Source organism: Pseudomonas sp. LBUM1656 (genome assembly GCF_059716065.1).
Genome location: NZ_CP166800.1, coordinates 1,766,387 through 1,780,750, shown reverse-complemented (window position 1 = coordinate 1,780,750; position 14,364 = coordinate 1,766,387). Strand labels below are relative to the sequence as shown.

Annotated in this window: 14 protein-coding genes; all 14 read right to left on the bottom strand. The window is 61.4% G+C overall.

Annotated features, from left to right (window positions below; all coding sequences use genetic code 11):
- Positions 1 to 62: 62 nt before the first annotated feature.
- The 14 genes from fliM to ACA072_RS07810 all read right to left on the bottom strand — a co-directional run bounded on the left by fliM (position 63) and on the right by ACA072_RS07810 (position 14,358).
- Positions 63 to 1,031 (bottom strand): flagellar motor switch protein FliM, encoded by a 969-nt coding sequence (gene fliM / locus ACA072_RS07875; protein WP_438662292.1) that lies wholly within the window; start codon positions 1,029 to 1,031, stop codon positions 63 to 65.
- Positions 1,032 to 1,040: 9 nt separating this feature from the next.
- Positions 1,041 to 1,538: a flagellar basal body-associated protein FliL gene (gene fliL, locus ACA072_RS07870; protein ID WP_497623874.1), complete on the bottom strand. Its 498-nt coding sequence runs from the start codon at positions 1,536 to 1,538 to the stop codon at positions 1,041 to 1,043.
- Positions 1,539 to 1,758: 220 nt separating this feature from the next.
- The gene (locus ACA072_RS07865; protein WP_497623873.1) at positions 1,759 to 3,138 is read right to left on the bottom strand and encodes a flagellar hook-length control protein FliK; all 1,380 of its coding nucleotides are present in this window, start codon (positions 3,136 to 3,138) and stop codon (positions 1,759 to 1,761) included.
- A 105-nt stretch (positions 3,139 to 3,243) separates the two neighbouring features.
- On the bottom strand, positions 3,244 to 3,591 hold the full coding sequence (locus ACA072_RS07860; protein WP_497623872.1) for an Hpt domain-containing protein: 348 nt from the start codon (positions 3,589 to 3,591) through the stop codon (positions 3,244 to 3,246).
- A 30-nt stretch (positions 3,592 to 3,621) separates the two neighbouring features.
- Complete coding sequence (locus tag ACA072_RS07855; protein ID WP_497624956.1) at positions 3,622 to 5,325, bottom strand: ATP-binding SpoIIE family protein phosphatase; 1,704 nt, start codon at positions 5,323 to 5,325, stop codon at positions 3,622 to 3,624.
- 5 nt (positions 5,326 to 5,330) lie between these two features.
- Entirely contained in the window at positions 5,331 to 5,636 is a 306-nt protein-coding gene (locus ACA072_RS07850; protein WP_497623871.1) for an STAS domain-containing protein, read from the bottom strand.
- Positions 5,637 to 5,848: 212 nt separating this feature from the next.
- Positions 5,849 to 6,298 (bottom strand): flagellar export protein FliJ, encoded by a 450-nt coding sequence (gene fliJ, locus ACA072_RS07845; protein ID WP_131061616.1) that lies wholly within the window; start codon positions 6,296 to 6,298, stop codon positions 5,849 to 5,851.
- A gap of 6 nt (positions 6,299 to 6,304) precedes the next feature.
- Positions 6,305 to 7,663: a flagellar protein export ATPase FliI gene (gene fliI, locus ACA072_RS07840; RefSeq protein WP_497334550.1), complete on the bottom strand. Its 1,359-nt coding sequence runs from the start codon at positions 7,661 to 7,663 to the stop codon at positions 6,305 to 6,307.
- Positions 7,653 to 8,453 carry a flagellar assembly protein FliH gene (fliH, locus tag ACA072_RS07835; RefSeq protein WP_497623870.1) on the bottom strand — a complete coding sequence of 267 codons (801 nt, stop codon included), beginning with the start codon at positions 8,451 to 8,453 and terminating at the stop codon, positions 7,653 to 7,655. Before fliH ends, fliI begins: the two co-directional genes overlap by 11 nt.
- A gap of 7 nt (positions 8,454 to 8,460) precedes the next feature.
- Positions 8,461 to 9,480 carry a flagellar motor switch protein FliG gene (gene fliG, locus ACA072_RS07830; RefSeq protein WP_007894195.1) on the bottom strand — a complete coding sequence of 340 codons (1,020 nt, stop codon included), beginning with the start codon at positions 9,478 to 9,480 and terminating at the stop codon, positions 8,461 to 8,463.
- A complete protein-coding gene (gene fliF / locus ACA072_RS07825) occupies positions 9,473 to 11,260 on the bottom strand; it encodes a flagellar basal-body MS-ring/collar protein FliF (RefSeq protein WP_497623869.1) in 1,788 nt (595 codons plus the stop codon). Before fliF ends, fliG begins: the two co-directional genes overlap by 8 nt.
- A gap of 14 nt (positions 11,261 to 11,274) precedes the next feature.
- A complete protein-coding gene (gene fliE, locus ACA072_RS07820; RefSeq protein ID WP_010456962.1) occupies positions 11,275 to 11,604 on the bottom strand; it encodes a flagellar hook-basal body complex protein FliE in 330 nt (109 codons plus the stop codon).
- A gap of 163 nt (positions 11,605 to 11,767) precedes the next feature.
- Positions 11,768 to 13,147, bottom strand: coding sequence for a sigma-54-dependent transcriptional regulator (locus ACA072_RS07815; protein WP_497623868.1), 1,380 nt, complete (start codon positions 13,145 to 13,147; stop codon positions 11,768 to 11,770).
- A 5-nt stretch (positions 13,148 to 13,152) separates the two neighbouring features.
- A complete protein-coding gene (locus ACA072_RS07810) occupies positions 13,153 to 14,358 on the bottom strand; it encodes a sensor histidine kinase (RefSeq protein WP_497624955.1) in 1,206 nt (401 codons plus the stop codon).
- Positions 14,359 to 14,364 lie beyond the last annotated feature (6 nt).

The window sequence follows — 14,364 nt, the reverse complement described above, 5'->3', positions numbered from 1 at the left end:
TGTCCTCGGCGGGCAACTGCTCAATCAAGAGCAGCCAATTAATAGGGGGGTTGGAGCGCCGGTCAGCGGCGCTCGATCGGCTCGATCACCTGCAACGCGAGGTTGCCTTTGTGCGAGCCCATCTTGACCTTGAAGGCCGGCACGCCGTTGGCGCGCATGATCATCTCTTCCGGCATCTCGACCGGGATCACATCCCCCGGCTGCATGTGCAGGATGTCGCGCAAGCGCAATTGGCGGCGGGCAACCGTGGCACCGATCGGCACGTCGACGTCCAGCACGTCCTGGCGCAGGGCGTTGACCCAACGCTCGTCCTGGTCATCAAGATCCGACTGGAAGCCGGCGTCGAGCATTTCGCGCACAGGCTCGATCATCGAGTACGGCATGGTCACGTGCAGATCGCCGCCACCGCCATCGAGTTCGATGTGGAACGTCGACACCACCACCGCTTCGCTCGGGCCGACGATGTTGGCCATGGCCGGGTTCACTTCCGAGTTGATGTACTCGAAGTTCACTTCCATGATCGCCTGCCAGGCTTCCTTCAAATCGACGAAGGCCTGCTCCAGCACCATGCGCACGACGCGCAGTTCGGTAGGGGTGAATTCACGCCCTTCGATCTTGGCGTGACGACCGTCGCCGCCGAAGAAGTTGTCCACCAGTTTGAACACCAGTTTGGCGTCGAGGATGAACAGCGCGGTGCCACGCAGCGGCTTGATCTTGACCAGGTTGAGGCTGGTCGGCACGTACAGCGAGTGCACGTATTCGCCGAACTTCATCACCTGCACGCCACCGACGGCGACGTCCGCCGAGCGGCGCAGCATGTTGAACATGCTGATGCGGGTGTAGCGGGCAAAACGCTCGTTGATCATCTCCAGGGTCGGCATGCGTCCGCGGACGATGCGATCCTGGCTGGTCAGGTCGTAGCTTTTGACGCTGCCGGGTTCGGCAACGTTATCGGTCTGTACCAGACCATCGTCGACGCCATGCAACAGCGCATCGATCTCATCCTGGGACAGCAGGTCCTGCACGGCCATGTCGTGTTCCTACTGCAGTACGAAATTAGTGAAAAGCAGCTGTTCGATAACCACTTTGCCGAGTTCTTTCTGCGCCACTTCCTGGACGCCGGCCGTGGCCTTCTGACGCAACATCTCCTGGCCGACCGGGGTCGCCAGCGTGGCGAAATCCTGGCCGGAGAACAGCATGACCAGGTTATTGCGGATCACCGGCATGTGCACTTTGAGCGCTTCCAGATCGGCCTGGTTGCGCCCCAGCATGGTGATGCTCACCTGCATGTAGCGCTGGCGACCGTTCACGTTGTAGTTGGCCACGAACGCCGGGGCCATGGGCTCGAAAATCGCTGGCTGCTTGCCGATCACAGCGGTTTCAGCGGCGGCAGGCTTGCTCTGGGCGCTGTGCATGAAGAACCAGGTCGCCCCCACGGACATGCCGATCGCCAGCAGCAGGGCCACCACGATCACAATGATCAGCTTGATCTTGCCTTTGGTTGCGGGGTCTTTTACTACTGCGTCGCTCTTCGCCATGCCAATAATCCGTCACTATTCTAGTTTTCACAGTCGCACGGCAAGGCAAGAGCAAGTGTTATGCCAGAAGTCTCGGGAGGGCTTTAGTCAGGGGGATTGGCATGCCACGACCCCTGTGGGAGCGGGCTTGCTCGCGAATACGGTTTTACATTCAACAATTATGTCGACTGTCACACCGCATTCGCGAGCAAGCCCGCTCCCACAAAGGTACTGCGTTGGGTCAGGCGTAGTAATCGACGGCGCTGGAGCCGATCACGCTGGTAGCGGTTGCCGCTACCTCAGCCACGCTCGGTGCGATCTCTTCATCCATGGCATCAAGACCACCGCCATTGGCATTGGTCCGACCGCCCTGCCCCTGTTGAGCCTGTTCCTGGCCCTGCCCTTGCCAGCCACGAGACTGGTCGGACACGTTGACGTCGACCTGACCCATACCCTGTTGCGTGAACATGTCACGCAGGCGATGCATCTGGCTGTCCAGCGCTTCGCGCACGCTTGGATGGGCGCTGATGAAGGTGACCTGGGTCTGCTGGTCCGGAACCATGTTGACCCGGATATCCAGACGCCCCAGTTCAGCCGGTTGCAACTGGATGTCGGCCGCCTTGAGGTTGGCGCTCGAGAGGTACATGACGCGGTTGACCACTTCCTCGGTCCAGCCGCTCTGGTGCATGGCGATCGGCTGATTCACCGGCAACGCATTGGCGGTTTTCGGAGTGGCCGCCTGGGTCAGTGCCGCCAGACGATTGGCGAAGTCATCGACACGGGTATCGCTGCTGGCGGAGGTCAAATCCTTGAGGCCGCTATCGATCAGACCGCTGAAAGCCTTTTCGCCGCCCTGGCTGGTGCTGTCCTTGTCGGCTTGCACATCGAGCATGCTGGCCATGCCGACGGCAAAGTTCTGCGCCGCCGTCAGTTCACCGTCAGCCTGGGTCTGGGCAGAACTGGCTTTTGGCTGGGCCTGGCTGCTGGCGGAGACGTGACCGCTCTGTTCCATGGCCATGCGCACGGCCGGCAGCGCGTCGAGGGGATCAGCTTCGGGATCGAAATCGCTATCGGTGACAGGCGCCGCTTGTGCGGTCGCGGCAACGACGGCGGCGGAGGCAACCGGCGCTTCAGCCTGTGGCTGTGCGGTCGTCACGACGGGCGCAGCGGTTTGCACGACCGGCACGGTCACCAACGGCTGCACTGCCTGCATCAACGCAGGATCGAGGGCAGGATCGAGGCTCGGATCAACAGGCGCCGTTTCGACCACTGGCGTTTCGGCGGTCTCGGGCTGGTCGTCGCTGGTCGTTGCGTCATCGGTCGGCGCCGGTTTCTCGGCGGGCAAGGAATTGCCGCTATCGGCAACCACCGGCTCCGGAGCGGCAGGCTTGTCACTGCTGACATCCGGTTTGCCAGCGCTTTGCGGGGCATTATCGGCAGCCGGTTTAATCGGTTTATCAGCGGCCGCAGAAGGCTTGTTCTGGGCTTGATTGGCGTAAACATCAGCGAAGCTGGACGCCTTGTCCCCTGGCTCAGAGCCTTGCGCCGGGGTATTGGCGGAGGCAACCTGAGTCTTGGCCGTCGCGACGGCCTGCAGAAGCGAATTGGGGGTAACGGGCATAAAACGGTCTCCGCTGCACTGGGATCGTAGGTACAGTTGAGTGAGATAGCTGCAAAGGTCGAGCCAGGTTGGCTCGACAGAGGCTAAAAGCGCCGGACGGTCGTATCAGTCTGCGAGGGAGCGTTGTCGCTCAGCTTCATACAGCGGTCGGACGATGGCGAATTCGCCGTCGATTTCTCCAACCAGTTTTTCAATACCCGCGAGGCTTTTTTGCTTGGCGCGCTGCTCCAGCTCGTGGCACAACTCAGCCAGGCGAACGGCACCCATGTTGCTGCTGCTGCCTTTGAAGCTATGGGCAGTGTTCATAAGTTGCGCAGCATCTTCAGCCTCGCGCAACACACTTAAACGCTCTTCGGAGTCAGCGAGAAAGGTATCCAGCAACGTCGGATACTCATCCTCCATGACTTCCTGCAACGCGCTCAGCACGTCGCGGTCCAGATGTGTGTCAGCCACTTGCTCACTCCTTGATCAAGAATGGGTGAATTATGCCAGAGCCTCCCAGAAAAACTCCACGCGGGCACTTCGACCATCGTCGGACCAGCTCGCGCTACGGCTCAGCTGACGGATCAGACTGACGCCGCGTCCCGACAGACGGCCACCCTCGACGGGACGCTCCATCACCCGCGCCACATCAAAGCCTTTGCCACTGTCTTCGACCCGCACAATCAGGCTGCCGCCCTTGCCGGTCGGCACGACCTGCAAATGCACCCGCACATAGCCATCTTGCAACGCCTCCAGCCGCTCACTGCGTGCCTGATAATAGCGTGCAAACCCCGAGGCATCGCGTTTGAGGCTTGAATCCAGCCCCAGCACGCCGTGCTCCAGGGCATTGGAATAAAGCTCTGCCAGCACACTGTAGAGCGCGCCACTCTGAGCCCGCAGGCCGTGGACCTCAAGCAGCAATTGCAACAGGTACGGCAGCGGATTGAAACGTTTGAGGGTCGCGGCACGAAATTCGAAACTTACCGACCAGTCCAGCGGACAGGACTGGCCGCTGTCGGAGTACACCGGCGCCGGTGGGATCAATTGCGCAGCCTCCAGCAGACTGACCTCGACCATGCTCACGTCATCGCGCGCCTCGCCACGGAAATCCCGCAGCGCCTGTTCGATTTCCTCGAACAGCGCATCTGGCTGGCGATTGGCTGCAAACACCCGCTGCAATCGCTCCACGCCAAATAACTGTTCGTTGGCATCGCAGGTGTCGATGACCCCGTCGGACAGCAGGAACACCCGATCGCCGACGGCCATCGGAAACACCTCGGTGCGGTCATTGAAGGTTTGCGGGCTCAGTACGCCCAGTGGCAAGTGCCGCGCCGGCAGCGGCGTGCGCTCCCCCGTGGCGATACTGTGCAAGTAACCGTCCGGCATTCCGCCGTTCCAGACTTCCACCGAGCGCCGCTGAAAGCTCAGGCACAACAAGGTGGCGCAGCAGAACATGTCCACCGGCAGGATGCGTTTGAGCTTGGCATTCATCTCGCGCAAGGTTTCCGCCAGGCCATAACCCTTGGCGGTCATGCCGTAGAAGACCTCCGCCAGGGGCATGGCGCCCACCGCGGCCGGCAAACCGTGACCGGTGAAATCCCCCAGCAGCACGTGCATGTCGCCAGCCGGGGTGAACGCCGCAAGCAGCAGGTCGCCGTTGAACAGCGCGTACGGGGATTGCAGGTAGCGGATGTTCGGCGCACTCAGGCAGCCCGAATGCGCCACCTTGTCGAACACCGCCTTGGCCACCCGCTGCTCGTTGAGCAAGTAGTCATGATGTTTGGCGATCAGGTCACGCTGCTGCAGCACCGTGGCCTGCAACCGGCGCAAGCGGTCCATGGCCTTGATCTTGGCGGCGAGAATTACCTGGTTGTAGGGCTTTGCCAGAAAATCGTCGCCACCGGCCTCCAGGCATCGGGCCAAGGCTTCGCTTTCGGTCAGCGAGGTCAGGAAGATGATCGGCACCAGGGTTTCCCCGGCCAGTGCCTTGATCTGCTGTGCCGCCTCGAAACCGTCCATCACCGGCATCATGGCGTCCATCAGCACCAGGTGCGGCCGCTGCTCGCGAAACGCTTCGACTGCTTCGGCACCATTGGCGGCCGTGAGCACCTGGTGGCCCTGGCGACGGACGATGCTCGACAACAGCATGCGATCGGCCGCACTGTCTTCGGCGATGAGGATCGTCAGCGGTTCGACCGGCTGCATGGCGGTCATGCAACGTCGAAGATTTGTTCGAAATTGGAGATGGCGAGAATCTTGCGCACATCGGCGTTGGCGTTGGTCAACGTGATTTCGGCATTCTCACCGCCGGCGTGATCGCGTAATAGCAAGAGCATGCCGAGCGCCGAACTGTCGAGGTAGGTGGCCGCTTTAAGATCCACCTCGAACGATTCGGGCTTTTGATCAAGCTTCTCGTAGGATTCACGGAATTCCTGGTGCTTGGCAAAATCGAATCGTCCCTCGACCGAAATCGTCAGCTTTTTCCCATCCTGGGAGACTTTTGTAACGACTGGCATTTATCGGCTTCCTTGTCATGGGTGAGCGTACGTGTACAAGGTTTAGCACTTGGCGGAGATGGGAGCAAGGCGGGAAGTTGTGGCGCCTGTCAGACCGCCTTCGCGGGCAAGCCCGCTCCCACAGGTTTTGTGTCGTTCACAGTATTAGGAACAACACGACACTTGTGGGAGCGTGGCTTGCCCGCGAAGAACGATAACGCGGTCCAACTGACTCAGTACGGATCATGCCGCGGCAACCGCTGGGACAACTCATCCAGCAGCTTCTGCTCGCGCTTGTCTTCGAGCTTGCGCGCCTCGTCCATGTAGCGCTGTACAAGTTTTCGCAAGCCTTCAACCCGGGCAAACGCCTGCTGCCAGGAATCCCGCGCCTTGTTCAGGTTGTTCTGGTGCCAGTTCAGGCTTTGGCGCTGCTGATCGATGGCGGTGCCCAGTTGTGCAAGAAAGCCCTGATAGCCGAGCAACCACTGGCCGGAAACGCCCGAACTGCCGCGCACAATCCATTGCTCCTGGTATTCGAGGCGGAAGTTTTCGAGGTCGGCGAGTTTGCTTTCCGCCACACGAACCTGGCCCTGAAAGTGCCCGAGGCGCATGACCGCGGTTTTTTCGGCCTTTTCGGCCATTTCCACCACGGGTGCCAGGCGTGCCGCGCGGCTCTGGGCCATGGCCGGTTAGCCGCCCGCTGCCGGGGCGAAGATGGTGGCGAGATGGTGTTCGCTGGCGCCCATGCCGATGTTGTCGTTCAAGCCCTGACGCAGATAAGTGGTCATGGCCGGTTGCAGGGAAATCGCGATGTCGGTTTCTCGATCACCGCCCGGCACGTAGGCGCCGACGCTGATCAAGTCGCGACTCTGCTGATAACGCGACCAATACTGCTTGAACATCTGTGCACGCGCCATGTGCTCGGGGCTGACCACCGACGGCATGACCCGGCTGATGGAGGCTTCGATGTCGATGGCCGGGTAATGACCTTCTTCGGCCAGGCGCCGGGACAGCACGATGTGCCCGTCGAGCACGCCTCGCGCCGAGTCGGCGATCGGGTCCTGCTGGTCATCGCCTTCGGACAATACGGTGTAGAACGCCGTAATCGAACCGCCGCCCTTCTCGGCATTACCGGCCCGCTCCACCAGTTTTGGCAACTTGGCGAACACCGACGGCGGATAACCCTTGGTCGCTGGCGGTTCGCCGATGGCCAGGGCGATTTCCCGCTGGGCCTGGGCGAAACGGGTCAGCGAATCCATGAGCAACAAAACGTTCTTGCCCTTGTCGCGGAAATACTCGGCGATGCGCGTGCAGTACATGGCCGCGCGCAGACGCATCAGCGGCGCATCGTCTGCTGGCGAGGCGACGACCACCGAGCGCTTGAGCCCTTCTTCACCGAGGATATGCTCGATGAATTCTTTAACCTCGCGACCCCGCTCACCGATCAGCCCGACGACGATAATGTCGGCCTCGGTGAAGCGGGTCATCATGCCCAGCAGCACGGATTTACCGACGCCTGTACCGGCGAACAGACCGAGACGCTGACCGCGACCGACCGTCAACAAACCGTTGATGGTGCGGATGCCCACGTCCAGCGGCTCGCTGATCGGTTCGCGCTTGAGCGGGTTGATGGTCGGCCCGTCCATCGGCACCCAGTCTTCGGCCTTCATTCCACCCTTGCCGTCCAGCGCACGGCCGGCGCCGTCGAGCACCCGCCCGAGCATGCTCATGCCCATCGGCAAGCGACCAGTGTCTGCCATAGGAACCACGCGGGCACCGGGCGCAATGCCGGCGACGCTGCCGACCGGCATCAGGAACACCTTGCTGCCGGAGAAGCCCATGACTTCGGCTTCGACCTGCACCGGGTGATAACTGTCGTCGTTGATGACCATGCAGCGGCTGCCCATGGCGGCACGCAAACCTTCGGCTTCGAGGGTCAGGCCGACCATGCGCAGCAGACGGCCTTCGAGGATCGGAGCCCCCGCCAGCGTAGTGACCTCGGCATAGCTGCCCAGGCGCTTGGCGAAGCTGGTGCGATCAAGGCGCATCGGGTGCGTCCAGGGCCGGCTCGACCGCAGGCTTTTCGTCGACCGGCAGTTCCAGGCTCAGATCCGGCGCGGCCGGGTGCAAGGCCTGGTCATGCAACTGATCGAACAGCTTGGCCATGACCTGGGCAACGCGGGTTTCAACGGTGGCGTCGATGCGACTGTGTTCGGTTTCGACCCGGCAACCGCCGGGCAGCAGGGACTCGTCCTCGACGATGCGCCAGGTTTCTTCATGGCGCTCGCGCAGGGCTTTGACCTGTTCGAAATCCTGCGGATTGATGTACAGCCGCACATTGCCCACGCCCAGCGGCAAGAGCTTGAGGGCTTCGCGCATGACGTGTTCGATTTGCGTCGAGTCGATGGCCAGTTCGCGTTGAATCACCTGTTTGGTGATGTGCTGCACGAGGTCGACCAGTGACTTTTCGATCTGCGTGTCTTGCTCGGCGATAGGCTCGAACAGGTTAGCCATCAGCTGTTCAAGGCCGGCGATCTTCGGCGCCAGCGCCGCTTCGGCTTCCTGGCGAACCTTGAGCGTGGTGCTATGGAAACCCTCTTTCTCGCCCACGGCGAAACCTTCGTTGTAGGCTTCCTGGCGAATCGCTTCGAGCTCTTCGAGGGTCAGTGGCTGGACTTCATCCAGCGGCACTTCTTCCATTTCCGGCGGTTCAGGCTCGGGTTCCGGCTCGGGCTCCGGCACAAACGGATCGAAGCTGGGCAACGCCCAGACGTCGAAACCGGCGACGGCCTGGCCTCGGATCAGGTCGGTCTGGGACTCATCATGTTTGGACGACATAGTGACCTTAGATCATCTCTTCGCCGCCCTTCCCGCCGAGAACGATTTCTCCGGCTTCGGCCATACGGCGGGCAATGGTGAGGATTTCTTTCTGCGCGGTTTCCACGTCGCTGACGCGCACCGGGCCTTTGGCCTCGAGGTCGTCGCGCAACAGTTCGGCCGCTCGTTTGGACATGTTCTTGAAGATCTTTTCCTTGACGCCTTCGTCCGAACCCTTGAGGGCCAGCACCAGCACGTCGGAGGACACTTCGCGCAGCAACGCCTGAATCCCGCGGTCGTCGACATCGGACAGGTTGTTGAACACGAACATGAGGTCTTCGATCTGACCGGACAGGTCTTCGTCGACTTCGCGAATCGAGTCCATCAGCTGACCTTCGATCGAGCTGTCGAGGAAGTTCATGATGTCGGCCGCACGCTTGATGCCACCCAGGGTGGTGCGCGAGGCATTCGAGTTGCCGGAGAACTGCTTCTCGAGAATCTGGTTGAGTTCTTTCAGGGCCGCTGGCTGCACGGTATTCAGCGAGGAAACCCGCAGAATGATGTCCAGACGCACCTTGTGATCGAAGTTGCCGAGCACTTCGCCGGCCTGATCCGGATCGAGGTACGCCACGACGATCGCCTGGATCTGCGGGTGCTCGTAACGAATCACGTCGGCGACGGCGCGCGGTTCCATCCACTTCAGGCTGTCGAGGCCGCTGGTGTTGCCGCCCAGCAGGATGCGATCGATCAGGCCGTTGGCCTTGTCTTCGCCCAGGGCCTGGGTGAGCATTTTGCGCACGTAGTCGTCGGAGCCGACGCCCAGGCTGGTCTGGTCGCCGACGATGTCGACGAACTCGCTCATGACCTGCTCGACCTGCTCGCGGTGCACGTTGCCCATCTGCGCCATGGCCACGCCGACGCGCTGGACCTCTTTGGGCCCCATGTGACGCAACACTTGGGCAGCATCGGTCGAACCCAGGGACAGCAGCAGAATCGCGGCTTTGTCGACCTTGGTCAGTTTGGCGGCAACGGCTCGGTTATCACTCATCTGCGTTAATCCACTCTTTCACGACCTGGGCCACGCGACCCGGATCTTCTGCCACCAGACTCTTGATTGCATTCAACTGTGCGTCATAGCCTTCGCTAGGGCTCGGCAGCAGGATGCTTTGCGGGCCGCCAAGGCTGACGCGATCGTTGGCCAGTTCGCCGTCCAGGCCGCCCATGCCACCCAACTCGACGTCGCTTCCCAAGCCAGCAAGCTGTTTGCCTTTGCCGCCACCGGTGATGTTGTTGAGCACCGGACGCAACACACCGAACACCAGCACCAGGATGAACAACACACCCAGCACTTGCTTGACGATGTCCCAGAACCACGGCTGGGAGTAGAACGGAATATCGGCAATCACTTCACCGCGCTCGGCGGAGAACGGCATGTTGATCACGCTGACGCTGTCACCACGGCTGGCGTCGAAACCGACCGCGTCCTGCACCAGGCGAGTGAAGCGCGCCAATTCATCGGCGCTCCACGGCGCGCGAGTGGTTTCGCCATTGGCGGCGTTGACCTTGACCTGGTCATCCACGACGACTGACACCGACAGGCGATTCAGACGACCCTGCTGTTGCTTGGTGTGGCTGATCGAGCGGTCGAGTTCGAAGTTCTTGGTGGATTGTTGACGCTTGTCCGCCGGGTACGGCGCCAGCATCGGCTGACCGGTGGCCGGGTCCATGATTTGCTGACCGTTGGCATCGATCAACGGCTGGCCTGGCTGCACCATGCCGGCGGCTGCGGTGCTGCCACCGGTGGTTTGCGGCGCGGAGGCTGGCGATGGCGGCTGGTTGCTCAAGGCACCCGGCACACCTTGCGGGCCATTGCTGGCGGTGCGTTGTTCGTTGACCGACTGCTCGCTGCGCAACGCCGGTTGATCCGGGTTGAACTGCTCGGAGGTCGACTCGACGGCACTGAAGTCCACATCGGCCGACACTTCAGCTTTATAGCGATCGTTGCCCAGCACCGGTTGCAGGATGTTGTGCACGCGCTGGGTCAGCATGGTTTCCATGCGACGGCTGTAATCGAATTGCTTGCCGGCCATGGTCAGTTCGGAATTTTCCGCCTGATCCGACAGCAGATTGCCCTTCTGATCCACTACGGTGATCTGGGATTTGCTGAGCTCGGGAACGCTGGTCGCGACCAGGTTGATGATTGCTACCACCTGGCCCGGCTCCAGCGAACGGCCGGAGTACAGCTCAACCAGTACCGAAGCACTTGGCTTGCGTTCGTCACGCACGAACACCGAGCTTTTCGGAATCGCCAGGTGCACGCGGGCGCCCTTGACGTTGTTCAGGCTGGAAATGGTACGAGCCAGTTCGCCTTCGAGGCCGCGACGATAACGGGTCGCTTCCATGAACTGGCTGGTCCCCAGGCCCTGGTCCTTGTCGAGGATTTCAAAACCGATGTTGCCATCGCTGGGAGTGACACCAGCGCCCGCCAGCTTGAGCCGCGCACGGGACAGGTCTTCGGCCTTGACCAGCAAGGCACCGGAGTTGGGTTCCACGGTGTAGGGAATATCGGCGGCGGCCAGGGTGTCCATGACCTGTTTGGCGTCCATACCGGCAAGGCTGCCGTACAGAGGCCGGTAGTCCGGCTGCTGCGACCACAGCACCACGGCAAAACCAATCGCCACGCTCGCAGCCAGGCCGACCAACAGGCCCACCTGACGCAACATGGTCATCTCGGAGAGGTTTTCCAGGAAGGACAACCCGAACAGCGGCGGTTTGCCGTCTATCGGAGTGGCCTTGGCCGGAACATTATCGGCGACTGCTTCTGCCATGACTCAATTCGTCCTTAAACCGGCATCTGCATGATGTCTTGGTATGCCTGAACCAGCTTGTTTCGCACTTGGGTCAACGCTTGAAAAGACACGCTGGCCTTCTGCGAGGAAATCATCACATCCGTCAGGTCGACGCCACTTTTGCCGATCTCGAAGGCACTGGCCAACTGACTGGACGCCTGCTGGGTGTCGTTCACTTTATTGACAGCCTGACCGAGCATGTCGGAAAAGCTGCTGCCACCCAGTTCAGGGACTGCGGCAGTCGATTTAGGCGCAGACATGGCATCCATTTGCATGGAACGCATATCCAGCATCAACCGATTAAATTCAATACCTTGGCTCATGGTCTACTCTCGTTGGCGACCCGCAATTTTTTGACACTCACTCGGCGGGTAGTGAGGTGTTAGCAACAAGGGTGCCAGCTCCGTGGCCGCTCTGAACAAAAGCCCTTCCTTTGCCCTCATTCCAATCTTTCAAGCCGCAACGCAACCTGCTACAAAAATCGAATCAGGTGGCGAACAGGTACGCTTCCACATCCATGCCGGCATCGCGCATCTGCGCCAGCTTGTAGCGCAAGGTGCGCGGGCTGATGCCCAGTCGCTCGGCGGCTTCCTTGCGGCGGCCGCGCTCGGTGCGCAAGGTGTCGATGATCATCTGGAATTCACGCCGGCGCAGGTCATCACCCAAAGCCCCGGCCGATTCAGCATCGACCTCCACGGCCCGTGCCGGCGCCAATGCCGGCAGCGGCGCACAGGCCACCGGGCCTGACAGGCAGAAATCCTGAGGCTGGATCAAACCACCCTGCTGCAAAATCAAGGCGCGCTGGATCGCGTTGTCCAGTTCACGCACGTTGCCCGGCCACGGGTAACCGATCAGGCACGCCTGCGCCTCGGCCGACAGTTTCGCCGCGGCATGCTTCATTTTATTGACGTGTTTGGCCAACAGTCGCTCGGCCAGCGGCAGGATGTCGGCGGTGCGCTCGCGCAACGGACGCCAGGCCAGCGGAAACACCGACAATCGATAGAAGAGGTCTTCACGGAACCGTCCCGCCGCCACTTCACCGGACAGGTCACGGTTGGTGGTCGCCACGACCCGGATGTCCAGAGTGATCGGCTTGCGCGCACCGACCCGTTCGACTTCGCGCTCCTGCAACACACGCAGCAACTTGGCCTGGAGCCCAAGGGGCATTTCAGAAATTTCGTCGAGCAGAATGGTGCCGCCATCGGCCTGCTCGAACTTGCCGGCCTGCGCCGCGATGGCACCGGTGAACGAACCTTTTTCGTGACCGAACAAGGTGGCTTCAAGCATGTTGTCGGGGATCGCCGCGCAGTTGATCGCAATGAACGGCTGACTGGCGCGATGGGAATGCTGATGAATGTAGCGCGCCAGGACTTCTTTACCGGTGCCGGACTCGCCGGAGATCAACACGGTCGAATCACTGCGCGCGACCCGCGCGGCCAGTTCCAGCAATTGCACGCTGGCCGGCTCGAAGGCAATCGGCCCTTCACTCTCGGTCGCGCCGAGCGCACCCAACGCGTGCCGCGCCACCAGATCGAGCAAAGCCTTGGGCTCGAACGGTTTGACCAGGTAATCTGCTGCGCCCTGGCGCATTGCATCGACGGCCCGCTCGACAGCGCCATGAGCCGTCATCAGCAACACCGGCAATTGCGGCTGACGCGCGCGCAACAGACCGAGCAGTTGATGGCCGTCCATGCCCGGCATGTTGACGTCGCTGATCACCAGGCTGAACGCCTCATTACCAACGGTCGCGAGCGCCTCTTCCGCCGAACCTACTGCGGTGTAGTCGTGCCCCGCGAGCAGCAGCGTATCGGCCAATGCTTCGCGTAGCGCGCGGTCGTCCTCGACCAGTAGAACCTTGATTGCCATGTCCTTCACTCCGCTCCGTGAGCGTTGGGCTGTTCACCGGAAAAAAGCGGCAGGATGACTTGCGCACAGGTGCCGCGCCCCGGCCGCGAGCGCAACTGCAATTCTCCCTGATGAGCACGGGCCACTGCCTTGACCACGGTCAGGCCCAGGCCGGTTCCGGTGGTTTTAGTGGTGAAAAACGGCTCGCCCAGGCGCGCCAGCACTTTGCTGTCGATGCCGCTGCCGCTGTCACTGACACACACGCGCAGGTTGTTTTCACGGGCGTAGAAATGCACCTTCAACCGGACATCGCCAGCGCTGGCCTGGATCGCGTTCTCGATCAGGTTAAGGATCGCGCCGACCAGGGTGTCGCGGTTGCACAGCAACTCACCGGCGTGACTGTCGCACTGCCAGCGAATCGGCAGGTCCTGCACATGAGTCAGCGCCGCCGATTGCAACGACTGCATCAGTTGCTTGGGCGTGACACGGTCAGTCAACGGCAACTCGCCGCGAGCGAACACCAACATGTCGCGGACCTGATGTTCCAGCTCATGCAAACGCTCTTTCAGGCGCCCGGCGAAACGCTGTTGCGTGGCGACCGGCAATTCCTGCTCAGTCAAATGGCTGGCGTAGAGCAAAGCGGCTGACAGCGGTGTACGAATTTGATGGGCCAACGAAGCGACCATTCGACCGAGGGACGACAGGCGTTCGTGTCGGGCCAGTTGATCTTGCAGATGACGGGTTTCAGTCAGGTCGTTGAGCAACACCAACTGCCCCGGCTCGGCATCCAGCGAGCGAGTGGCGATCGACAGACGCCGACCGTCCTTGAGGGAGATTTCGTGACCGTCATCTTCGCGAGGGGCAAAGCAGCGGGCAATGACATGGCGCCAGAGTTCGCCCTCGAGGGGCAGACCGAGCAGCTCGCAGGCCGCCGGGTTGGCTTCGCGCACGATGCCCTGGGCATCAATGACGATGACGCCGCCAGGCAACAGATCGAGGAGGTTTTGCAGACGGTTGGCCAGGCGTTCTTTTTCCGCCAGTTCTTGCATGCGCTGGGCGCTGACCACCGCCAACTCACCCTTGAGCTCGGTGACCCGGGCTTCAAGCATGCTGTAGGAATCAGTCAACTGGCTCGACATCTGATTGAACAGCGAGAACGCCTGTTCAAGGCCAAGCCGGCTTGCCTGCTCTACGGACGACGGTTGCCCCGAAGTGTCAGGGACAGGAGACATCTGGGC